Origin of the sequence: Streptosporangium album (genome assembly GCF_014203795.1) — a bacterium.
Lineage (GTDB): Bacteria > Actinomycetota > Actinomycetes > Streptosporangiales > Streptosporangiaceae > Streptosporangium > Streptosporangium album.
In genome coordinates this window covers 557,692-571,922 of sequence record NZ_JACHJU010000003.1, presented here as the reverse complement: position 1 = coordinate 571,922, position 14,231 = coordinate 557,692, and the positions used below count along the sequence as shown (strand labels likewise).

The window sequence follows — 14,231 nt, the reverse complement described above, 5'->3', positions numbered from 1 at the left end:
CGAGCCCGGAGACGGGACACATCCCAGGCCAAAGACGCCACGTCTTAAGCATGTCGCGATTCTCATAAACGAGCGATTACGAGAGAAGATCGCCAACACGCCCCATGGGACGGCCGAAGGCCTCGAATCCCTCTCATGGCTCGTTCTCACTCAGGTTCTTGAACCATGTGGTTCTGAGAAATGTCCGTGAGAGGATTCGGGGCATGGTCGACGTCGCCCAGCCCCGCGAAAGCGCCGTATCCGCCGCCGATTCCGGTACCGCCGACGACGTTACCCGTGACGCTGATGAAGTCGAACGTCACTCCTGTCCGCGATGCGACGTCGAACTCGGATCGCCCTGCCGGTCACGGTCCGGCGCCGGCACCTACCACACCGGCCGCTTCGCCAAGGTGTCCCGGCCGGCCAAGCGGCTGCGCATCCAGACCCCCGCCGACCGCAGGCCCGGCCAGCCTTGGCGACCCGGCACCCCGCCGCCCGCCCCCGTCGACCCCGACCGATCCGCGGCCGATATCCGCATCGGCTACGCCCGCTGTTCCTCCGGGGCTGAGGAATCCAGGAACAGCGGTTGGTGCTGAGAATGATCATGGTGTTTGTGGGTGCCGTCGCTGGTGGGTTCGTCTGATCACGTGCTGATCGGCTCCGTCGCTGCGGTGGTCTGCTCGTCGTGTTCGCGGAGCATGCGCAGGACGGTCGCGGATGAGGGGTGCTGGCCTTTCTTGGGTCATTTGACTGGTGGAGTCGCGGAAATTTTGGTCGGATAACGCTAATGGGGGTGAATGTGCAGCCCCCATGCATGATCATGCAGTAGTGGCCGGGTCCGACGAACCCCTCCGAAAACTGCCGGATCCCTCTGCGGCCGCCCACCGGGAAACACCATTCGTACCCGCGCGGTCACCGTACGATATGAGCGGCCAGAGCGCCCGGATCGGGGAAAGCGGGCGCGGCTTCGCCTGCCGATGCCCGGCCGGGTCCTGGGGGAGTCCGGCCGGGCACCGGCGGCTCGCCAAAGCGCCGCCGTGTGGGTCATCACTCCTGCGGTTCTCCGACGATGGCGCGCAGGGCCGCGACATGCGCGCGGTACGCCGCGCGGCCGGACTTGGTGAGCGAGAGCCAGACGCGCTGCCGGGTGTCGCGTACAGCCTTGGTCTGCTGCACGTATCCGGCGTCCATCAGTACGCCGACATGCTTGCTCAGCACCGAGTCGCTGACCCCCAGCCGCTCCCGCACCCGGCCGAACTCCACCTGCTCCGCGAGTTCCAGCAGCGCGCATATCCGCAGCCGGTTCGGCGCGTGGATCGTGGTTTCGAAACCGTCCTCGGCCTTGTCGGTGGCCTTCATACCGAGGTCTGTGCCCGCCGGTTGTGGAAGAGGCCGTATCCGGCCGTCCAGCATCCGCCCACCGCTGCCGCGACCACCCAGAAGCCCCACCTGGCGTCGAGGAGCTCACCGGCGATCCAGAGCGCGGCCAGTGGCGTCACGAGAACCAGCTGCTGGCCGAGTGTGAGGTGCCGCGGCGCGACCCCGGACCGGCTGACCTGCTTGTTGTAGACGCGCTCGGTCACCACGTAGCCCGCTATTACCCCTGCCAGGGCCAACGGCGCCAGCTCGGGGGCAAAGATGTCGATCTGGAGCAGCATGACGCCGGCTACCAGCAGGCCGAGAACGGGGAAGAACCAGGCTGGGATCGGGGCGTACCCGACGGCACGGGCCTGCTGGGCCGCCTCCAGCGCGGCGGCGGCCTCGGCCGGGGAGGGGTGCTCGAAGCTCTCGTTTGTTTCCATACCAGAAACAGTCGCCCAGGCTTTCCAAGTTGTCAACACTAGACTTTCCATCACGGAAATAAAGTGGTCCGTACTGGCCTCGGGGGAGGATCGGACCGGATCTTGGCGGTTGGCGGAAGCCGTAGATGATCTCGGATCGTTATCGCAGACAGTGAGTGATTATCTGCGGTGACGTCGATGGCGCCCTGGGAGAACACCCCGCTGCGGAGGGGGGATTCCGTCTGCTTGTCCGCGCCCCCGTGTCAACGGGATGCGCACGGCGTGCACGAGGAGACGTGACTCGTAGCCCGGACCCCGATCACGGTGCCCACCGCGGTCACCGAACTCACCGGGGAACGGGACCGCAACCGCGATCCACCCCAGCGCTCCTTCGCGGCTGGGGTCACGTCCGGGGGAGAACACCTCCGGATCGGGAGGGCGACGGTGCCCTACGGGCGGGAGAAGCACAAGGGCGTGCCCCCCCACATCGGGGGCACGCCCTTGAGGAACCTACCGGCGCGTCAGGAGAACTCGGCGAGCGTGCGCTCAGCCTCCTCCAGCCAGGAGCGGCGGGCGGCCAGGGACTCCTCGGCGTCCTTGACGTCCTTGTCCCTGCCGGCCGCCTGGGCCTTGGCCAGACGGGTCTCCAGCTGTTCGATCGACCTGTGGAGCTGATCGACCGTGTTCTGGGCGCGGGCGCGGGCCTCGGGGTTGGAGCGCTTCCACTCCGCCTCCTCGGCCTTGCGGACCGCGTCGTCGATCTTTCGCAGCCCGCCCTCAAGGCGGTCGCGCTGCTCACGCGGGACCTGGCCGGCCACCTCCCACCGCTCCAGGATTCCGCGCAGGGCGGCCCTGGCCGAGCGGGGGTCGGAGACCGGGACGATCTTCTCCGCCTCCGTCAGGAGCTGCTCCTTGATCTCGGCATTGGCCGCGAGCGAGGCGTCACGCTCGGCGAAGACCGCCGAGCGGGCCTGGAAGAACTGGTCCTGGGCACCCTTGAAACGGCCCCAGAGCTCGTCTTCGACCTCTCTGGAGGCCCGGCCCGCCACCTTCCACTGCTGCATCAGCTCGCGGTAGGCCGAGGCCGTCGCGCCCCAGTCGGTCGAGGACGCCAGCGCCTCGGCCTCGGCGACGATACGCTCCTTGCTGGAGCGCACGCCCTCGCGCTGCTCGTCCAACCCGGCGAAATAGGCCTTGCGGCGCTTCGCGAAGGCCGTACGGGCCGCGGACAGCCGCTTCCAGAGGGCCGCCTCGGTGACGCGGTCGATGCGCTCGGCCGCCTTCCACTCCTCGACGAGCTGGCGCAGCCGCTCGCCGCCGGTCTTCCAGTGGGTGGTGTCTTCGGCGATGCGCTCGGCCTCGGCGACGATCCGCTCCTTGACACCCTTGGCCTCCAGACGGGCCACGTCACGGGCCGCCTTGACCTCCTCGCGGCGCTGGGCGACCAGTTCCGTGAGGGCGCTCAACCTGTTCAGCAGCGCGTCGAGATCGCCGACCGCGTGCGCGTCGGTGATCGCCTCGCGGAGCTTGACGATGGTCGCCTCGGCTTGGGCGGGCGGCAGATCGGTGCCACGCACCCGCTGTTCGAGCAGCGTCACCTGCCCGGCCAGTTCGTCGAACTTGCGATGGAAGTAGGCAAGTGCCTCCTCCGGCTCGCCGGCCTGCCAGGACCCGACGGCCCGTTCTCCCTCAGCCGTACGTACGTAGACGGTGCCGTCGTCGTCTACCCGGCCCCACGGGTCGGTGCTCACCGTGTCCTCCCGCACTTTCATCAGCCTTTCGAGGCTAACCGCCCCATGGTTGTATTACGTCAGCTCTTGCTGGACATTGTCACGTTTTTGATTTCGACGGTTTCCTTCGGGGCTCCCGTTCCGTCCGATCCGGGGGTGATGACACCGCCCTTGTTCACCTTGTCGATGATCTCCATCCCCTTGGTGACCGTACCGAACGGTGTGTAGTCCGGCTGTAGAGGGGCGTTGCCGTACACGATGAAGAACTGGCTGCCGTTGGTGTCGGGGCCGCTGTTGGCCATGGCCACGACGCCCCGGGTGTACTTCGCGCCCTCGAGGTTCTCGTTGACGAAACGGTATCCGGGGCCGCCCTGCCCGTCGGTCTGGTTCTTGCCGTCGGCCTTGGCCAGCGGGTCGCCGCACTGCAGCACCGGGAACTGGTCGGAGCCGAGCCGGTGGCACTTGGAGCCGTCGAAGTATCCCTTCTCCGCCAGGAAGGCGAAGGAGTTGACCGTGCACGGCGTCTTCTTGGCCGACACCGCGATCACGATGTCGCCCTGGTTCGTCTTCAGGGTCATCGTCTTGGGCGTGGTGTCCACCTTGGCCGGAGGAGTGCCCACGTTCTTGGCGGGAGCGCCGCCCGTGTCGGGGGCGTAGCCACAGGTGCCGCTGGCGGGGTCGAAGGCCGTCGGTTTGGCGGCGGTGCTCGTCTCCGCCGGGCTCGCCGCAGGGCTCGACGACGCCGCCGGAGTGGCCGTGGCAGACGAGTCGTTGCCTCCGAACAGCGTCGTCGCGGCGATCACGCCGCCTATCACCACCACGGTGGCCACGCTGGTGCCGATGATCGCATTGCGCTTGGCCTTGGCCTCACGATCGATGCGCCGCTGGGTCTGCCGCTCGTAGTGCTCGCGCGCCAGCTGCTTCTGGCGGTCTTTGCCGCTCACCGCTTCGCCCTCCCGAGTGCCGGAGTATTACTTACTGAGGTGGGCGAATCGTATCGGCCAAAGGGTAATGGTTCGCAGCCCGCCGACCCGCACCGGTACCCTTCGGTTACATTCCCATCCGTATTCTTGACGAGATCAGCTGAGGCAGATGCTCATCGCCGGCTTCCCCGCAGGGTCGTTCCAGACCAACTGCTACGTCGTCGCTCCCGCCGCGGGCGAGGAGTGCGTCATCGTCGACCCCGGGCAGAACGCGGTCGGCGACCTGGACGACGTGCTGCGCGAGCACCGGCTGAAGCCGGTCGCGGTGCTGGTCACGCATGGGCACATCGACCACATGTGGTCGGTCGCCCCGGTCTGCGGCGCGCGTGACGTTCCCGCGTGGATCCACCCGGAGGACCGTGAGCTGCTCTCCGACCCGGGCCAGGGACTGTCGACGGCGGCCACCCAGCAGCTGTTCGGCGGGCTGACCTTCACCGAGCCGGACGACGTGCGCGAGCTCGCCGACGGCCAGGTGCTGAAGCTGGCGGGCATGGAGCTCACCGTCGATCACACTCCCGGCCATACCAGGGGGTCGGTGACGTTCAGGCTGCCCAGCACCGAGGAGATCCCGGACGTGCTGTTCTCGGGCGACCTGCTGTTCGCCGGCTCCATCGGCCGCACCGATCTCCCGGGTGGCGACTACCCGACCATCCTGCGCAGCCTGGCGACGAAGTGCCTGCCGCTGCCGGAGGACACGGTGGTGCTGCCCGGTCACGGACCACAGACCACGATCGGCCACGAGCGCGCCACCAACCCGTATCTCACGGAGGCGGCCCCGTACGCCGGTCCCACCAGAGGACTTTGAAAAATGACTTTGCAGGCGCCCAAGGGCACCTTTGACTGGCTTCCGCCACGTTCGGAACAGGCGCTCGCCGTGCGTGAGGCGCTGGCCGCCCCGGCCCGCCGCGCCGGTTACGGCTACATCGAGACACCGGTCTTCGAGGACACCGCGCTGTTCGTCCGAGGGGTCGGCGAGTCGACCGACATCGTCTCCAAGGAGATGTACACCTTCACCGACAAGGGCGGGCGCTCCCTCACGCTGCGCCCCGAGGGCACCGCGCCGGTCGTGCGCGCCGTCCTCCAGCACGGCCTGCACAACGGCCAGCTCCCCGTGAAGCTGTGGTACTCGGGCAGCCAGTTCCGCTACGAGCGCGCCCAGAAGGGCCGCTACCGCCACTTCTGGCAGGTCGGCGCCGAGGCCCTGGGGGCGGAGGACCCCGCGCTGGACGCCGAGCTGATCGTGCTGGCGGCCGACGGCTACGCAGGTCTGGGCCTCACCGGGGTCCGGCTGCTGCTCAACACTCTGGGTGACAAGGAGTGCCGTCCCGCCTACCGCGCCGCGCTGCAGGACTTCCTGCGTGGACTCGACCTCGACGAGGCCACCCGGGCCCGGATCGAGATCAATCCGTTGCGCGTGCTCGACGACAAGCGGCCCGAGGTGCAGGCTCAGCTCGCCGGAGCCCCCCTGGTCGTCGACCACCTGTGCGAGGCGTGCAAGGCCTACCACGAGGAGGTCCGCGCGCTGCTGACGGCCTCCGGCGTGGCCTACACCGACGACCCCCGGCTGGTCCGCGGTCTCGACTACTACACGCGCACCACGTTCGAGTTCGTCCACGACGGGCTGGGTTCGCAGTCGGCGGTCGGCGGCGGCGGCCGCTACGACGGGTTGAGCGAGGTGATCGGCGGTCCGGCCCTGCCCAGCGTCGGCTGGGCACTCGGCGTCGACCGGACGGTCCTGGCCATGGAGGCCGAGGGACTGCTGGGAGTCGAGGCGACCGGGTCGCACGTCCAGGTGTACGGTGTGCCGCTGGGTGAGGAGGCGCGCCGCCGGATGTTCCTGCTCATCACCGAGCTGCGCCGGGCCGGCCTCGACGCCGACATGTCGTTCGGCGGCAAGGGCGTCAAGGGTGCCATGAAGGGCGCCGACCGGTCGGGGGCGAGCTATGCCGTGATCCTCGGCGAGCGAGATATCGCCGCCGGGTCCGCGCAGGTCAAGGACCTGGTCAGCGGCGACCAGGCCGCCGTACCGCTCGCTGAGATCGTCACGACGTTGAAGGAGAGACTGAAGAAATGATCCGCACGCACGAAGCGGGATCACTCCGCAAGGAGCACGCCGGGCAGCAGGTGACGCTGGCCGGCTGGGTGGCGCGCCGCCGAGACCACGGCGGTGTGGTCTTCATCGACCTGCGTGACGCCTCCGGCTCCTCCCAGGTGGTCTTCCGCGAGGAGGACGACGCGCACGGCCTGCGCGCCGAATACTGCGTCAAGGTCGTCGGGCAGGTGCGGGTCCGTCCTGAGGGCAACGAGAACCCCGAGCTGCCGACCGGCGCCATCGAGGTCGTCGCCTCCGAGGTCGAGGTGCTCAGCGAGTCGGCGCCGCTGCCCTTCCCGATCGAGGGCAGCACGGGGGTCTCGGAGGAGGCCCGGCTCAAGTATCGCTACCTGGACATCCGCCGCCAGCAGGTCGCCCGCGCCATGCGGATCCGGTCCAAGGCCACCTACCTGGCCCATCAGGTGATGGACGAGCACGGGTTCAACTACATCGAGACCCCGACGCTGACCCGTTCCACCCCCGAGGGCGCCCGCGACTTCCTGGTCCCGGTCCGGCTGCAGCCCGGCAGCTGGTACGCGCTGCCGCAGTCGCCGCAGCTGTTCAAGCAGCTCCTCATGGTGGCCGGCCTGGAGCGCTACTACCAGCTTGCCCGCTGCTTCCGCGACGAGGACCTGCGCGCCGACCGGCAGCCGGAGTTCACCCAGATCGACGTTGAGATGTCCTTCGTGGACCAGGATGACGTCATCGCCCTGGGCGAGGCCCTGATCGGCCGCATCTGGAAGGAGACGGTCGGCTATGAGCTGCCGACGCCGCTGCCCCGGATGACCTACGCCGACGCCATGTCCCGCTACGGCTCCGACAAGCCCGACCTGCGCTTCGGCCAGGAGCTCGTCGAGATGACCGACTACTTCGCCGACACCACCTTCCGGGTCTTCCAGGCGCCTTACGTGGGCGCCGTGGTCATGCCCGGCGGCGCCTCCCAGACCCGCAAGGAGCTGGACGGCTGGCAGGACTGGGCCAAGTCGCGCGGCGCCAGGGGCCTGGCCTACGTGCTCGTCGGCGAGGACGGCACGCTCGGCGGCCCGGTGGCCAAGAACCTCTCCGAGTCCGAGGCCTCGGGCCTGGCCGCCAAGACGGGCGCCGAGCCCGGTGACGCGATCTTCTTCGCGGCCGGTACGGCGTCGGCCTCCCGCGACCTGCTCGGCGCGGCCCGCCTGGAGATCGGCCGTCGCTGCGGCCTGATCGACGAGTCGCAGTGGAACTTCCTGTGGATCGTCGACGCCCCCATGTTCGAGGAGGACGGCGAGGGCGGCTGGACCGCGGTCCATCACCCGTTCACCGGGCCCAAGCCCGAGTGGGCCGACAACTTCCAGGACCATCCCGGCGAGGCCCTGGCCTACGCCTACGACATGGTCTGCAACGGCATGGAGATCGGCGGCGGTTCCATCCGTATCCACCGGGCCGAGATGCAGCAGCGCGTCTTCGACGTGCTCGGCATCTCCAAGGAGGATGCGGAGAACAAGTTCGGCTTCCTGCTGGAGGCGTTCAAGTACGGCCCGCCCCCGCACGGGGGCATCGCCTACGGCTGGGACCGGATCTGCATGCTCCTCGCGGGCGGCGACTCGATCCGTGACGTCATCGCCTTCCCGAAGACGGCCTCCGGCTTCGACCCGCTGACCGGCGCGCCCACCCCCATCACGCTTGAACAGCGTAAGGAGGCAGGCGTCGACGCCAAGCCGAAGGCCGAGGCGTAGTCCCCGCCGCCGACGCCACGCCGAAGGCCCCCGGAAGGACGTGAGAGCCGTTCCCGGGGGCCTTCGCCGTACGGTGGGCGGGCCGGCGCCGTACCGGGGTCAGAAGCGGACCGGCAGCGCCTGCAGCCCGCGGATGAACGAGCCGTTCTGGCGCCAGGAGAGCTCGCCGGGTGTGCAGGCGAGGTCGATGTCCGGCAGGCGGCGCAGGAGCGTCTCGAAGGCGATCTGGCCCTCCAGCCGGGCCAGCGGCGCGCCCAGGCAGAAGTGGATGCCGTGGCCGAACGCCACGTGGTGGTTGTCGGCGCGGGTGATGTCAAGGGTGTCGGGGGTGTCGAACTCCTCGGGGTCGCGGTCCATCGCGCCGAGGGCCACGTGGACCACGCTGTTCCTGGGGATGGGGACACCCGCGATCTGCAGGTCCTCGGTGGCGAAGCGCAGGGTGGCCCGCTGCACCGGGCCGTCGTAGCGGAGGAACTCCTCGATCGCCGACGGCAGCAGCTCCGGCCGGTCCTTCAACAGCCGGAGCTGGCCGGGATTGGTCAGCAGGGCCAGCATGCCGTTGCCGATCAGGTTGACCGTGGTCTCGTGCCCGGCGACGAGCAGCAGTGTGAGCGTGGCCAGCAGCTCCTGCTCGCTCAGGAGCTCCTCGTCCGCGCTGGCGGCGACCAGTGCGCTGATCATGTCGTCCTGCGGTACGGCCCGGCGCTCGGCGATGACCCGGGTGAAGTAGCCGCGGAGGGCGGCGTTCACCTCGGCGCGCCGCCGCATCCCCTCCTCGTCGAGTGCCGGGCTGACCACCGCCGCCGACCACGCGCGGAAGGCGTCACGGTCCTCGGCGGGGACGCCCAGCAGCTCGCAGATCACGGTGATCGGCAGCGGGAAGGCGAAGTCGTCGAGCAGGTCGCCGTGGCCCCTGGCGGCCATCGCGTCGACGAGCTCGTCGGTGATCTCCTGAACCCTGGGACGCAGGCTCTCGGTCCGTCGCGGGGTGAAGGCCTTGGCGACCAGGCGGCGCAGCCGGGTGTGGTCCGGCGGATCGCTGGTGAGCATGTTGTACGCCAGCACCGGGTTGTCCTTGGTGACCAGGTCGCGGAACACGCTCGGCGCGTGGCGCATGTCCTTGCTCAGCCGCGGGTCGTTGAGCGCCGGCCGGCCGTACTCGTAACCGATCACCAGGAACGCGTCGGTCCCGGGCGGCAGGTCGATCGGGTGGACGGGCCCCTGGTCACGGAGCTTGGCGTAGGTGACGTAGGGATCCCTGCCGAACCCGGGATCGAACAGGAACTCGGCAGGTAGCTTCTCCGGCATCGATGCCCCCAGTGAGACGGATCACGTGCTGTCCGCTTCAGTCTGGCTCCGCTGCTCCGGCGACCGCGCGGCCACGGGCCGCGAGATGTCGCCGGTGTGACCGGTATCACTCCGTTCCGCGACGCCGGCCGAGACGGGGGGGAGAGGCCGATGCCCCGGCCGTCGGGCGACGGCCAGGGCGTCGCGTCAGGAGAGCGTCACGTCCTTGATGACCACCGGGATCTTGGGGGCGCTGGAGCCGCCGTCGCCGGTGATGTCGTCGGGGTTGGTGATCCAGCCGCCCTTGTAGACCTTGTCGAGGACGTCCATGCCCTTGGAGACGACGCCGAAGGGCGTGTAGTCCGGCCCCAGCTGCGCGGTCTCGTCGCCGAGCGAGATCCAGAACTGGCTGCCGTTCTGGTTGGCCGCCTCCGGCGGCTGCGCCAGTGCGACCGTGCCCTTGGTGAAGGGGATGCCGCCGAGGTTCTCGTCGTTGAAGACGTAGCCGGAGCTGCCCTGCCCGTCGGTGGGGTTCTTGCCGTCCGCCTTGGCCAGCGGGTCGCCGCACTGGAGCATGGCCAGACCCGAGTTCTCCGGGGTGGCCAGGCGGTGGCACTTGGTCTTGTCGTAGAAGTTCTTCTTGGCCAGGAAGGCCAGGGAGTTCACCGAGCAGGGGGCCTGGGCCGTCGCCAGGTCGATGACGATGTCGCCCTGGCTGGTGGCGATCGTCATGGTCTTCAGCTTCAGGTTGGGCTTGCTCGGCGGCATGCCCACCTTCTTGGCCGGGCTGCCGCTGGTGTCCTTGCGGTAGGAGCAGCTCACTGCGGACGCGTCGGCCGGAGCGGTGGGGGCGATCGACGGCATCGACTGCGCGGTGGTCTCCGAGGGGGCCGGCGAGCTCTGGGCCGCGGGCGTGCCCTCGCTGTTCCCTCCGAGCAGGGTTGCGGCGGCGATCACGCCGCCGGCGACGACGACCACCGCGGCGCCGGCGCCGATGAAGGTGTTCCGCTTCGTCTTTGTCGCCTGCTCAGCACGCTGGGCTTGGCGCTCCTTGTGCTCCTGCGCCAGCTGACTCTGGCGGTCCTCGCCGCTCACCGCTATGTCCTCCAGGATTACTGTTACTTGACTGTCAACTGGCGGAAAGCGTACCGGCCTCAGCGTGTGCTGGATGTAAGTGGCAGAATCCGTCAAATGGTGCAGAAGTGAAAATCGCAGGGCACTTCGCTGTATTTCTGAACCATCCGTGGGGAGATTCCGTACTTGCTGATGACAAGATCTGGCGATGACGCGCCACGCACGACCGGAGCCCCCACATGTTCGATGAGATCCTGGGCCTGCCTGCCCATCCCTTGATCATCCACGCCGCCGTCGTCCTGACCCCTCTGCTGGTGGTGCTGGCCGTTGTCCACGCGCTGGCGCCACGTACGCGTGCCGTACTCCACTGGGCGGTGGCGGTGCTGGCGGTGATCGTCCCGGTCGCCGTCTTCGCGGCGCGCGAGAGTGGCGAGGCGCTGAAGGAGAACCAGTTCGCCTCGGCCGACGGCCAGCTCGGCGCACGCATCGCCGAGCATGAGGAGTTCGCCACGCCGCTGTTGCTGGCCGCCCTCGCCCTGGGTGTGGTCTCGCTGATACTCGTCTATGTCTCACGCGGTGACCGGTTCGGCAGCCCGGTGCGCATGGCCGTCTCGGCGCTCACCGTGGTCGTGGCCGTCGTGACGGGCTACTACGTGCTGCGCGCCGGGCACACCGGCGCCGTCGCGGTCTGGGGAAACTGAGCGGACCGGAGAGCGCGGGGGAGGGGAATGGGCACCGGCGGCGACGTGGTGGGCTACCTGTTCGTCCGGCCGTTGCACGCCGGGAAGCCCGCCGACGCGTCGAACAAGATCCTCTGGTACGTCCGCCTGCCCCGGGAGGGCAAGGACCTCGTCATGACCGGGCACCCCAAGGGGGCTTCCGGCCCCGTGGTCCGTCACCGGTTCCCCGCCGACTCCTCGCCCGGTGAGATCTACCCCTCCATCGTGGACGTGCCCGCCCCCGGATGCTGGACCTTCGACCTCGCCTGGGGAGAGCACCGTGACACCGTGGATCTGAAGTACGTGTCCTGACGGTACTGTCGGAGCGTGGACAGCCTGTTCGATTCGGCGGCGGAGGAGGCTCATCGCGGCCATGAGCCCCTGGCGGTGCGGATGCGCCCGCGCGGCCTGGACGAGGTGATCGGCCAGCGTCACCTGCTGGGACCGGGCACGCCGCTGCGCAGGCTCGTCGAGGCCGAGGCTCCGATGTCGCTGTTCCTGTGGGGGCCGCCCGGCACCGGTAAGACGACCCTGGCCTATGTGGTCGCGGGCGTCACCAAGCGCCGCTTCGTCGAGGTCTCGGCCGTGTCCGCGGGTGTCAAGGAGGTCCGCGCCGCCATCGAGCAGGCCCGGCGCGAGCTGGGCATGTCCGGCCGACAGACGGTGCTGTTCGTCGACGAGGTGCACCGCTTCAACAAGGCCCAGCAGGACGCCCTGCTGCCCGCGGTGGAGAACCGCTGGGTCACCTTCATCGGCGCCACCACCGAGAACCCGTTCTTCTCCGTCATCTCCCCGCTGCTGTCGCGCTCGCTGCTGCTGACCCTGGAGTCGCTGTCGGAGGACGACATCCGGGTGGTGCTGGAGCGCGCCGTCGCCGACCCGCGCGGCCTGGACGGGAAGGCACGGCTGGCACCCGAGGCCGCCGAGCACCTGGTCCGCCTGGCCGGGGGAGACGCCCGCAGGTCGCTCACCTACCTGGAGGCCGCCGCGCTCATCGCAGACGACGAGATCACCGTCGAGGTGGTCGAGCGCGCGGTGGACAAGGCCGCCGTCCGCTACGACCGCCAGGGCGACCAGCACTACGACGTGATCAGCGGCTTCATCAAGAGCATGCGCGGCTCCGACGCCGACGCCGCCCTCCACTACCTCGCCCGGATGATCGAGGCGGGGGAGGACCCCCGGTTCATCGCGCGCCGGATCGTCATCTTCGCCTCCGAGGACGTCGGCATGGCCGACCCGACCTGCCTGCAGGTCGCGGTGGCCGCGGCCCAGGCGGTGGAGTTCATCGGCCTGCCCGAGGGCCGGCTCAACCTGGCCCAGGCGGTCATCCACTGCGCCCTGGCCCCCAAGTCCAATGCGGTGATCAACGCCATCGGTGCCGCCTCGGAAGACGTACGGCGCGGCGCCATCGGCCACGTCCCCGACCACCTGCGCGACGCCCACTACGCCGGGGCCAAGAAGCTCGGCCACGGCAAGGGCTACAAATACCCGCACGACTTCGAGCACGGCCTGGTCCGCCAGGACTACGCCCCCCAGGAGCTGCGGGACCGCCGCTACTACCAGCCCACCCGTCACGGTGCCGAGGCGGGCTTCGCCGACCGCTGGTCGAGGATCCGGGACTTCCTCCGCGGCCGGTAGTCACCCGGAGGCGGGCGGCGGGCGGCGGCGCGGGAACCGCATGGTCAGGAGTCGGGCGCGCGGGGCGACCCGGCCGGCCAGGTTGAACAGGGCCTCGGTGCGGGAGCGGTCGGCGTCGAGGTGGGTGAACAGGTTGACGCCGAGGTAGAAGGTGATCGCGGCGTAGGCGAGGTCGCGGGGCGGCATGAGCCTGGCCAGGGGTGAGCCGCCGATGACCCGGTCCAGGGTCTGCTCGACGAAGTCGATCCACGGCTCGGAGCGCTTGACGATCTCCTCGCGGAGTTCCGGCCTGGCGATGCTCGCGCCGACGAGCTCGGAGAAGAGCGTGATGTGGCCGCCCTCGAGGTCGGCTCGGTAGATCGCGGTGGCGGCCTCCACCAGTTCCTCCAGCGTGCGTGCCTGCGCCACCGCCGCCCGGCCCGGGTGACCGGCCCGCGTGCGCGGCGCCGGTCCGGTGACGACGGCACCGCGGAGCCTTCCGGAGCGGCCCCGGACGCACGGGGACGGGCCCGTCATGAGACGGCGTGCCGGGAGAGCAGCGCAAGACGCGATAGGGTCTTGCCGTTCCAGCCAGGTTGAGTAGGGAGATCGGCGCATGCTTAGCGCGGGAGAGGTCGCCGGACTGATCGTGGCCATGGCATGGGCGATCCTGGTCTGCTTTCTGGCCGTGGTCCTGGTCAGGCTGGCACGGCTGCTCACCGAGACGACCAAGATGGTCTCGGAGCTGAGCGAGCGCGTCGTGCCGCTGCTGGAGGACGTCACGGCCACCGTCGGTGAGGCCAATCGTCAACTCGTCGCCGTCGAGGCCATCGCCATGGACGTCAAGCAGGTCAGCGGGCACGTCGCCAAGGTCAGCGGCGTCACCCAGACCCTGGTCACGGGGCCGCTGATCAAGCTTGCGGCGCTGAGCCACGGCATCCGGCAGGCCCTGCGCGTCCGTGGCAGATCCAACCTCCGGATGCTGGAGAGGCGGCGGCGATGATCCGGCGACTGTTCTACATGTCCCTGGGCGCGTTCGGCGCGGTCTGGGCGATGCGTAAGCTGCAAGCACTGCATCCGAACCACCTGGCCCGCCGCGCCGTGCGCAACGCCACCGGCGTCCTGGAGCAGATGAGGGAGTTCGCCGGCGACACCCTGGAGGGTGCGGCCAAGCGGGAAACCGAGTTGCGATCCAGATTCGGGCTCGACACTGTTGAGAACACGTATCACTACGACGTAAAGGATGGCCGCTGA

The 14,231-nt window shown here is 69.3% G+C and carries 16 protein-coding genes; 9 read left to right on the top strand and 7 right to left on the bottom strand.

Translation table 11 applies throughout. From position 1 onward, the window contains the following. Positions 1-203 precede the first annotated feature (203 nt). Positions 204-575: a zinc finger domain-containing protein gene (locus FHR32_RS32475; protein WP_221466480.1), complete on the top strand. Its 372-nt coding sequence runs from the start codon at positions 204-206 to the stop codon at positions 573-575. 451 nt (positions 576-1,026) lie between these two features. Here FHR32_RS32475 and FHR32_RS32470 read toward each other — a convergent pair whose 3' ends face one another. The 4 genes from FHR32_RS32470 to FHR32_RS32455 all read right to left on the bottom strand — a co-directional run bounded on the left by FHR32_RS32470 (position 1,027) and on the right by FHR32_RS32455 (position 4,434). Then, the gene (locus FHR32_RS32470) at positions 1,027-1,338 is read right to left on the bottom strand and encodes a transcriptional regulator (RefSeq protein ID WP_184758325.1); all 312 of its coding nucleotides are present in this window, start codon (positions 1,336-1,338) and stop codon (positions 1,027-1,029) included. After that, positions 1,335-1,781 carry a hypothetical protein gene (locus FHR32_RS32465; protein WP_184758324.1) on the bottom strand — a complete coding sequence of 149 codons (447 nt, stop codon included), beginning with the start codon at positions 1,779-1,781 and terminating at the stop codon, positions 1,335-1,337. The genes FHR32_RS32470 and FHR32_RS32465 overlap by 4 nt, the downstream gene beginning before the upstream one ends. Positions 1,782-2,281: 500 nt before the next feature. Then, positions 2,282-3,532, bottom strand: coding sequence for a DUF349 domain-containing protein (locus FHR32_RS32460; RefSeq protein WP_184758323.1), 1,251 nt, complete (start codon positions 3,530-3,532; stop codon positions 2,282-2,284). 38 nt (positions 3,533-3,570) lie between these two features. Beyond that, positions 3,571-4,434, bottom strand: coding sequence for a peptidylprolyl isomerase (locus FHR32_RS32455; RefSeq protein ID WP_184758322.1), 864 nt, complete (start codon positions 4,432-4,434; stop codon positions 3,571-3,573). A gap of 148 nt (positions 4,435-4,582) precedes the next feature. On the opposite strand from FHR32_RS32455, the gene FHR32_RS32450 reads away from it, so the two are divergent. The 3 genes from FHR32_RS32450 to aspS are packed head-to-tail and all read left to right on the top strand — an operon-like array spanning position 4,583 to position 8,280. Further along, positions 4,583-5,278, top strand: coding sequence for an MBL fold metallo-hydrolase (locus tag FHR32_RS32450; RefSeq protein WP_184758321.1), 696 nt, complete (start codon positions 4,583-4,585; stop codon positions 5,276-5,278). Positions 5,279-5,281: 3 nt separating this feature from the next. After that, on the top strand, positions 5,282-6,547 hold the full coding sequence (hisS, locus tag FHR32_RS32445) for a histidine--tRNA ligase (protein WP_184758320.1): 1,266 nt from the start codon (positions 5,282-5,284) through the stop codon (positions 6,545-6,547). Then, positions 6,544-8,280, top strand: a complete 1,737-nt coding sequence (gene aspS, locus FHR32_RS32440) for an aspartate--tRNA ligase (RefSeq protein ID WP_184758319.1) — start codon at positions 6,544-6,546, stop codon at positions 8,278-8,280. Before hisS ends, aspS begins: the two co-directional genes overlap by 4 nt. A 99-nt stretch (positions 8,281-8,379) precedes the next feature. Here the strand turns inward: aspS and FHR32_RS32435 are convergent, their stop codons facing one another. After that, positions 8,380-9,588 carry a cytochrome P450 family protein gene (locus FHR32_RS32435; protein WP_184758318.1) on the bottom strand — a complete coding sequence of 403 codons (1,209 nt, stop codon included), beginning with the start codon at positions 9,586-9,588 and terminating at the stop codon, positions 8,380-8,382. A 186-nt stretch (positions 9,589-9,774) separates the two neighbouring features. After that, positions 9,775-10,662, bottom strand: coding sequence for a peptidylprolyl isomerase (locus tag FHR32_RS32430; RefSeq protein ID WP_184758317.1), 888 nt, complete (start codon positions 10,660-10,662; stop codon positions 9,775-9,777). Positions 10,663-10,880: 218 nt separating this feature from the next. Between FHR32_RS32430 and FHR32_RS32425 the strand changes: the two genes are divergently transcribed. The 3 genes from FHR32_RS32425 to FHR32_RS32415 are packed head-to-tail and all read left to right on the top strand — an operon-like array spanning position 10,881 to position 12,998. After that, positions 10,881-11,342: a hypothetical protein gene (locus tag FHR32_RS32425; RefSeq protein WP_184758316.1), complete on the top strand. Its 462-nt coding sequence runs from the start codon at positions 10,881-10,883 to the stop codon at positions 11,340-11,342. A 27-nt stretch (positions 11,343-11,369) separates the two neighbouring features. Further along, the gene (locus FHR32_RS32420) at positions 11,370-11,672 is read left to right on the top strand and encodes a hypothetical protein (protein WP_184758315.1); all 303 of its coding nucleotides are present in this window, start codon (positions 11,370-11,372) and stop codon (positions 11,670-11,672) included. Positions 11,673-11,687: 15 nt separating this feature from the next. Continuing rightward, complete coding sequence (locus FHR32_RS32415) at positions 11,688-12,998, top strand: replication-associated recombination protein A (protein WP_184758314.1); 1,311 nt, start codon at positions 11,688-11,690, stop codon at positions 12,996-12,998. Here FHR32_RS32415 and FHR32_RS32410 read toward each other — a convergent pair whose 3' ends face one another. Then, on the bottom strand, positions 12,999-13,514 hold the full coding sequence (locus tag FHR32_RS32410; RefSeq protein ID WP_246468072.1) for a hypothetical protein: 516 nt from the start codon (positions 13,512-13,514) through the stop codon (positions 12,999-13,001). 79 nt (positions 13,515-13,593) lie between these two features. On the opposite strand from FHR32_RS32410, the gene FHR32_RS32405 reads away from it, so the two are divergent. Continuing rightward, the gene (locus FHR32_RS32405) at positions 13,594-13,980 is read left to right on the top strand and encodes a DUF948 domain-containing protein (RefSeq protein WP_184758313.1); all 387 of its coding nucleotides are present in this window, start codon (positions 13,594-13,596) and stop codon (positions 13,978-13,980) included. Further along, positions 13,977-14,231, top strand: a complete 255-nt coding sequence (locus tag FHR32_RS32400; protein WP_184758312.1) for a hypothetical protein — start codon at positions 13,977-13,979, stop codon at positions 14,229-14,231. The genes FHR32_RS32405 and FHR32_RS32400 overlap by 4 nt, the downstream gene beginning before the upstream one ends.

Excerpts from the sequence above, each read along its gene's own strand:
- hisS (WP_184758320.1), top strand. The coding sequence starts at position 5,282 with ATGACTTTGCAGGCGCCCAAGGGCACCTTTGACTGGCTTCCGCCACGT.
- aspS (WP_184758319.1), top strand. The coding sequence starts at position 6,544 with ATGATCCGCACGCACGAAGCGGGATCACTCCGCAAGGAGCACGCCGGG.
- FHR32_RS32460 (WP_184758323.1), bottom strand. The coding sequence starts at position 3,532 with ATGAAAGTGCGGGAGGACACGGTGAGCACCGACCCGTGGGGCCGGGTA.
- FHR32_RS32450 (WP_184758321.1), top strand. The coding sequence starts at position 4,583 with ATGCTCATCGCCGGCTTCCCCGCAGGGTCGTTCCAGACCAACTGCTAC.
- FHR32_RS32405 (WP_184758313.1), top strand. The coding sequence starts at position 13,594 with ATGCTTAGCGCGGGAGAGGTCGCCGGACTGATCGTGGCCATGGCATGG.
- FHR32_RS32400 (WP_184758312.1), top strand. The coding sequence starts at position 13,977 with ATGATCCGGCGACTGTTCTACATGTCCCTGGGCGCGTTCGGCGCGGTC.
- FHR32_RS32435 (WP_184758318.1), bottom strand. The coding sequence starts at position 9,588 with ATGCCGGAGAAGCTACCTGCCGAGTTCCTGTTCGATCCCGGGTTCGGC.
- FHR32_RS32475 (WP_221466480.1), top strand. The coding sequence starts at position 204 with ATGGTCGACGTCGCCCAGCCCCGCGAAAGCGCCGTATCCGCCGCCGAT.
- FHR32_RS32465 (WP_184758324.1), bottom strand. The coding sequence starts at position 1,781 with ATGGAAACAAACGAGAGCTTCGAGCACCCCTCCCCGGCCGAGGCCGCC.
- FHR32_RS32425 (WP_184758316.1), top strand. The coding sequence starts at position 10,881 with ATGTTCGATGAGATCCTGGGCCTGCCTGCCCATCCCTTGATCATCCAC.
- FHR32_RS32410 (WP_246468072.1), bottom strand. The coding sequence starts at position 13,514 with ATGACGGGCCCGTCCCCGTGCGTCCGGGGCCGCTCCGGAAGGCTCCGC.
- FHR32_RS32470 (WP_184758325.1), bottom strand. The coding sequence starts at position 1,338 with ATGAAGGCCACCGACAAGGCCGAGGACGGTTTCGAAACCACGATCCAC.
- FHR32_RS32420 (WP_184758315.1), top strand. The coding sequence starts at position 11,370 with ATGGGCACCGGCGGCGACGTGGTGGGCTACCTGTTCGTCCGGCCGTTG.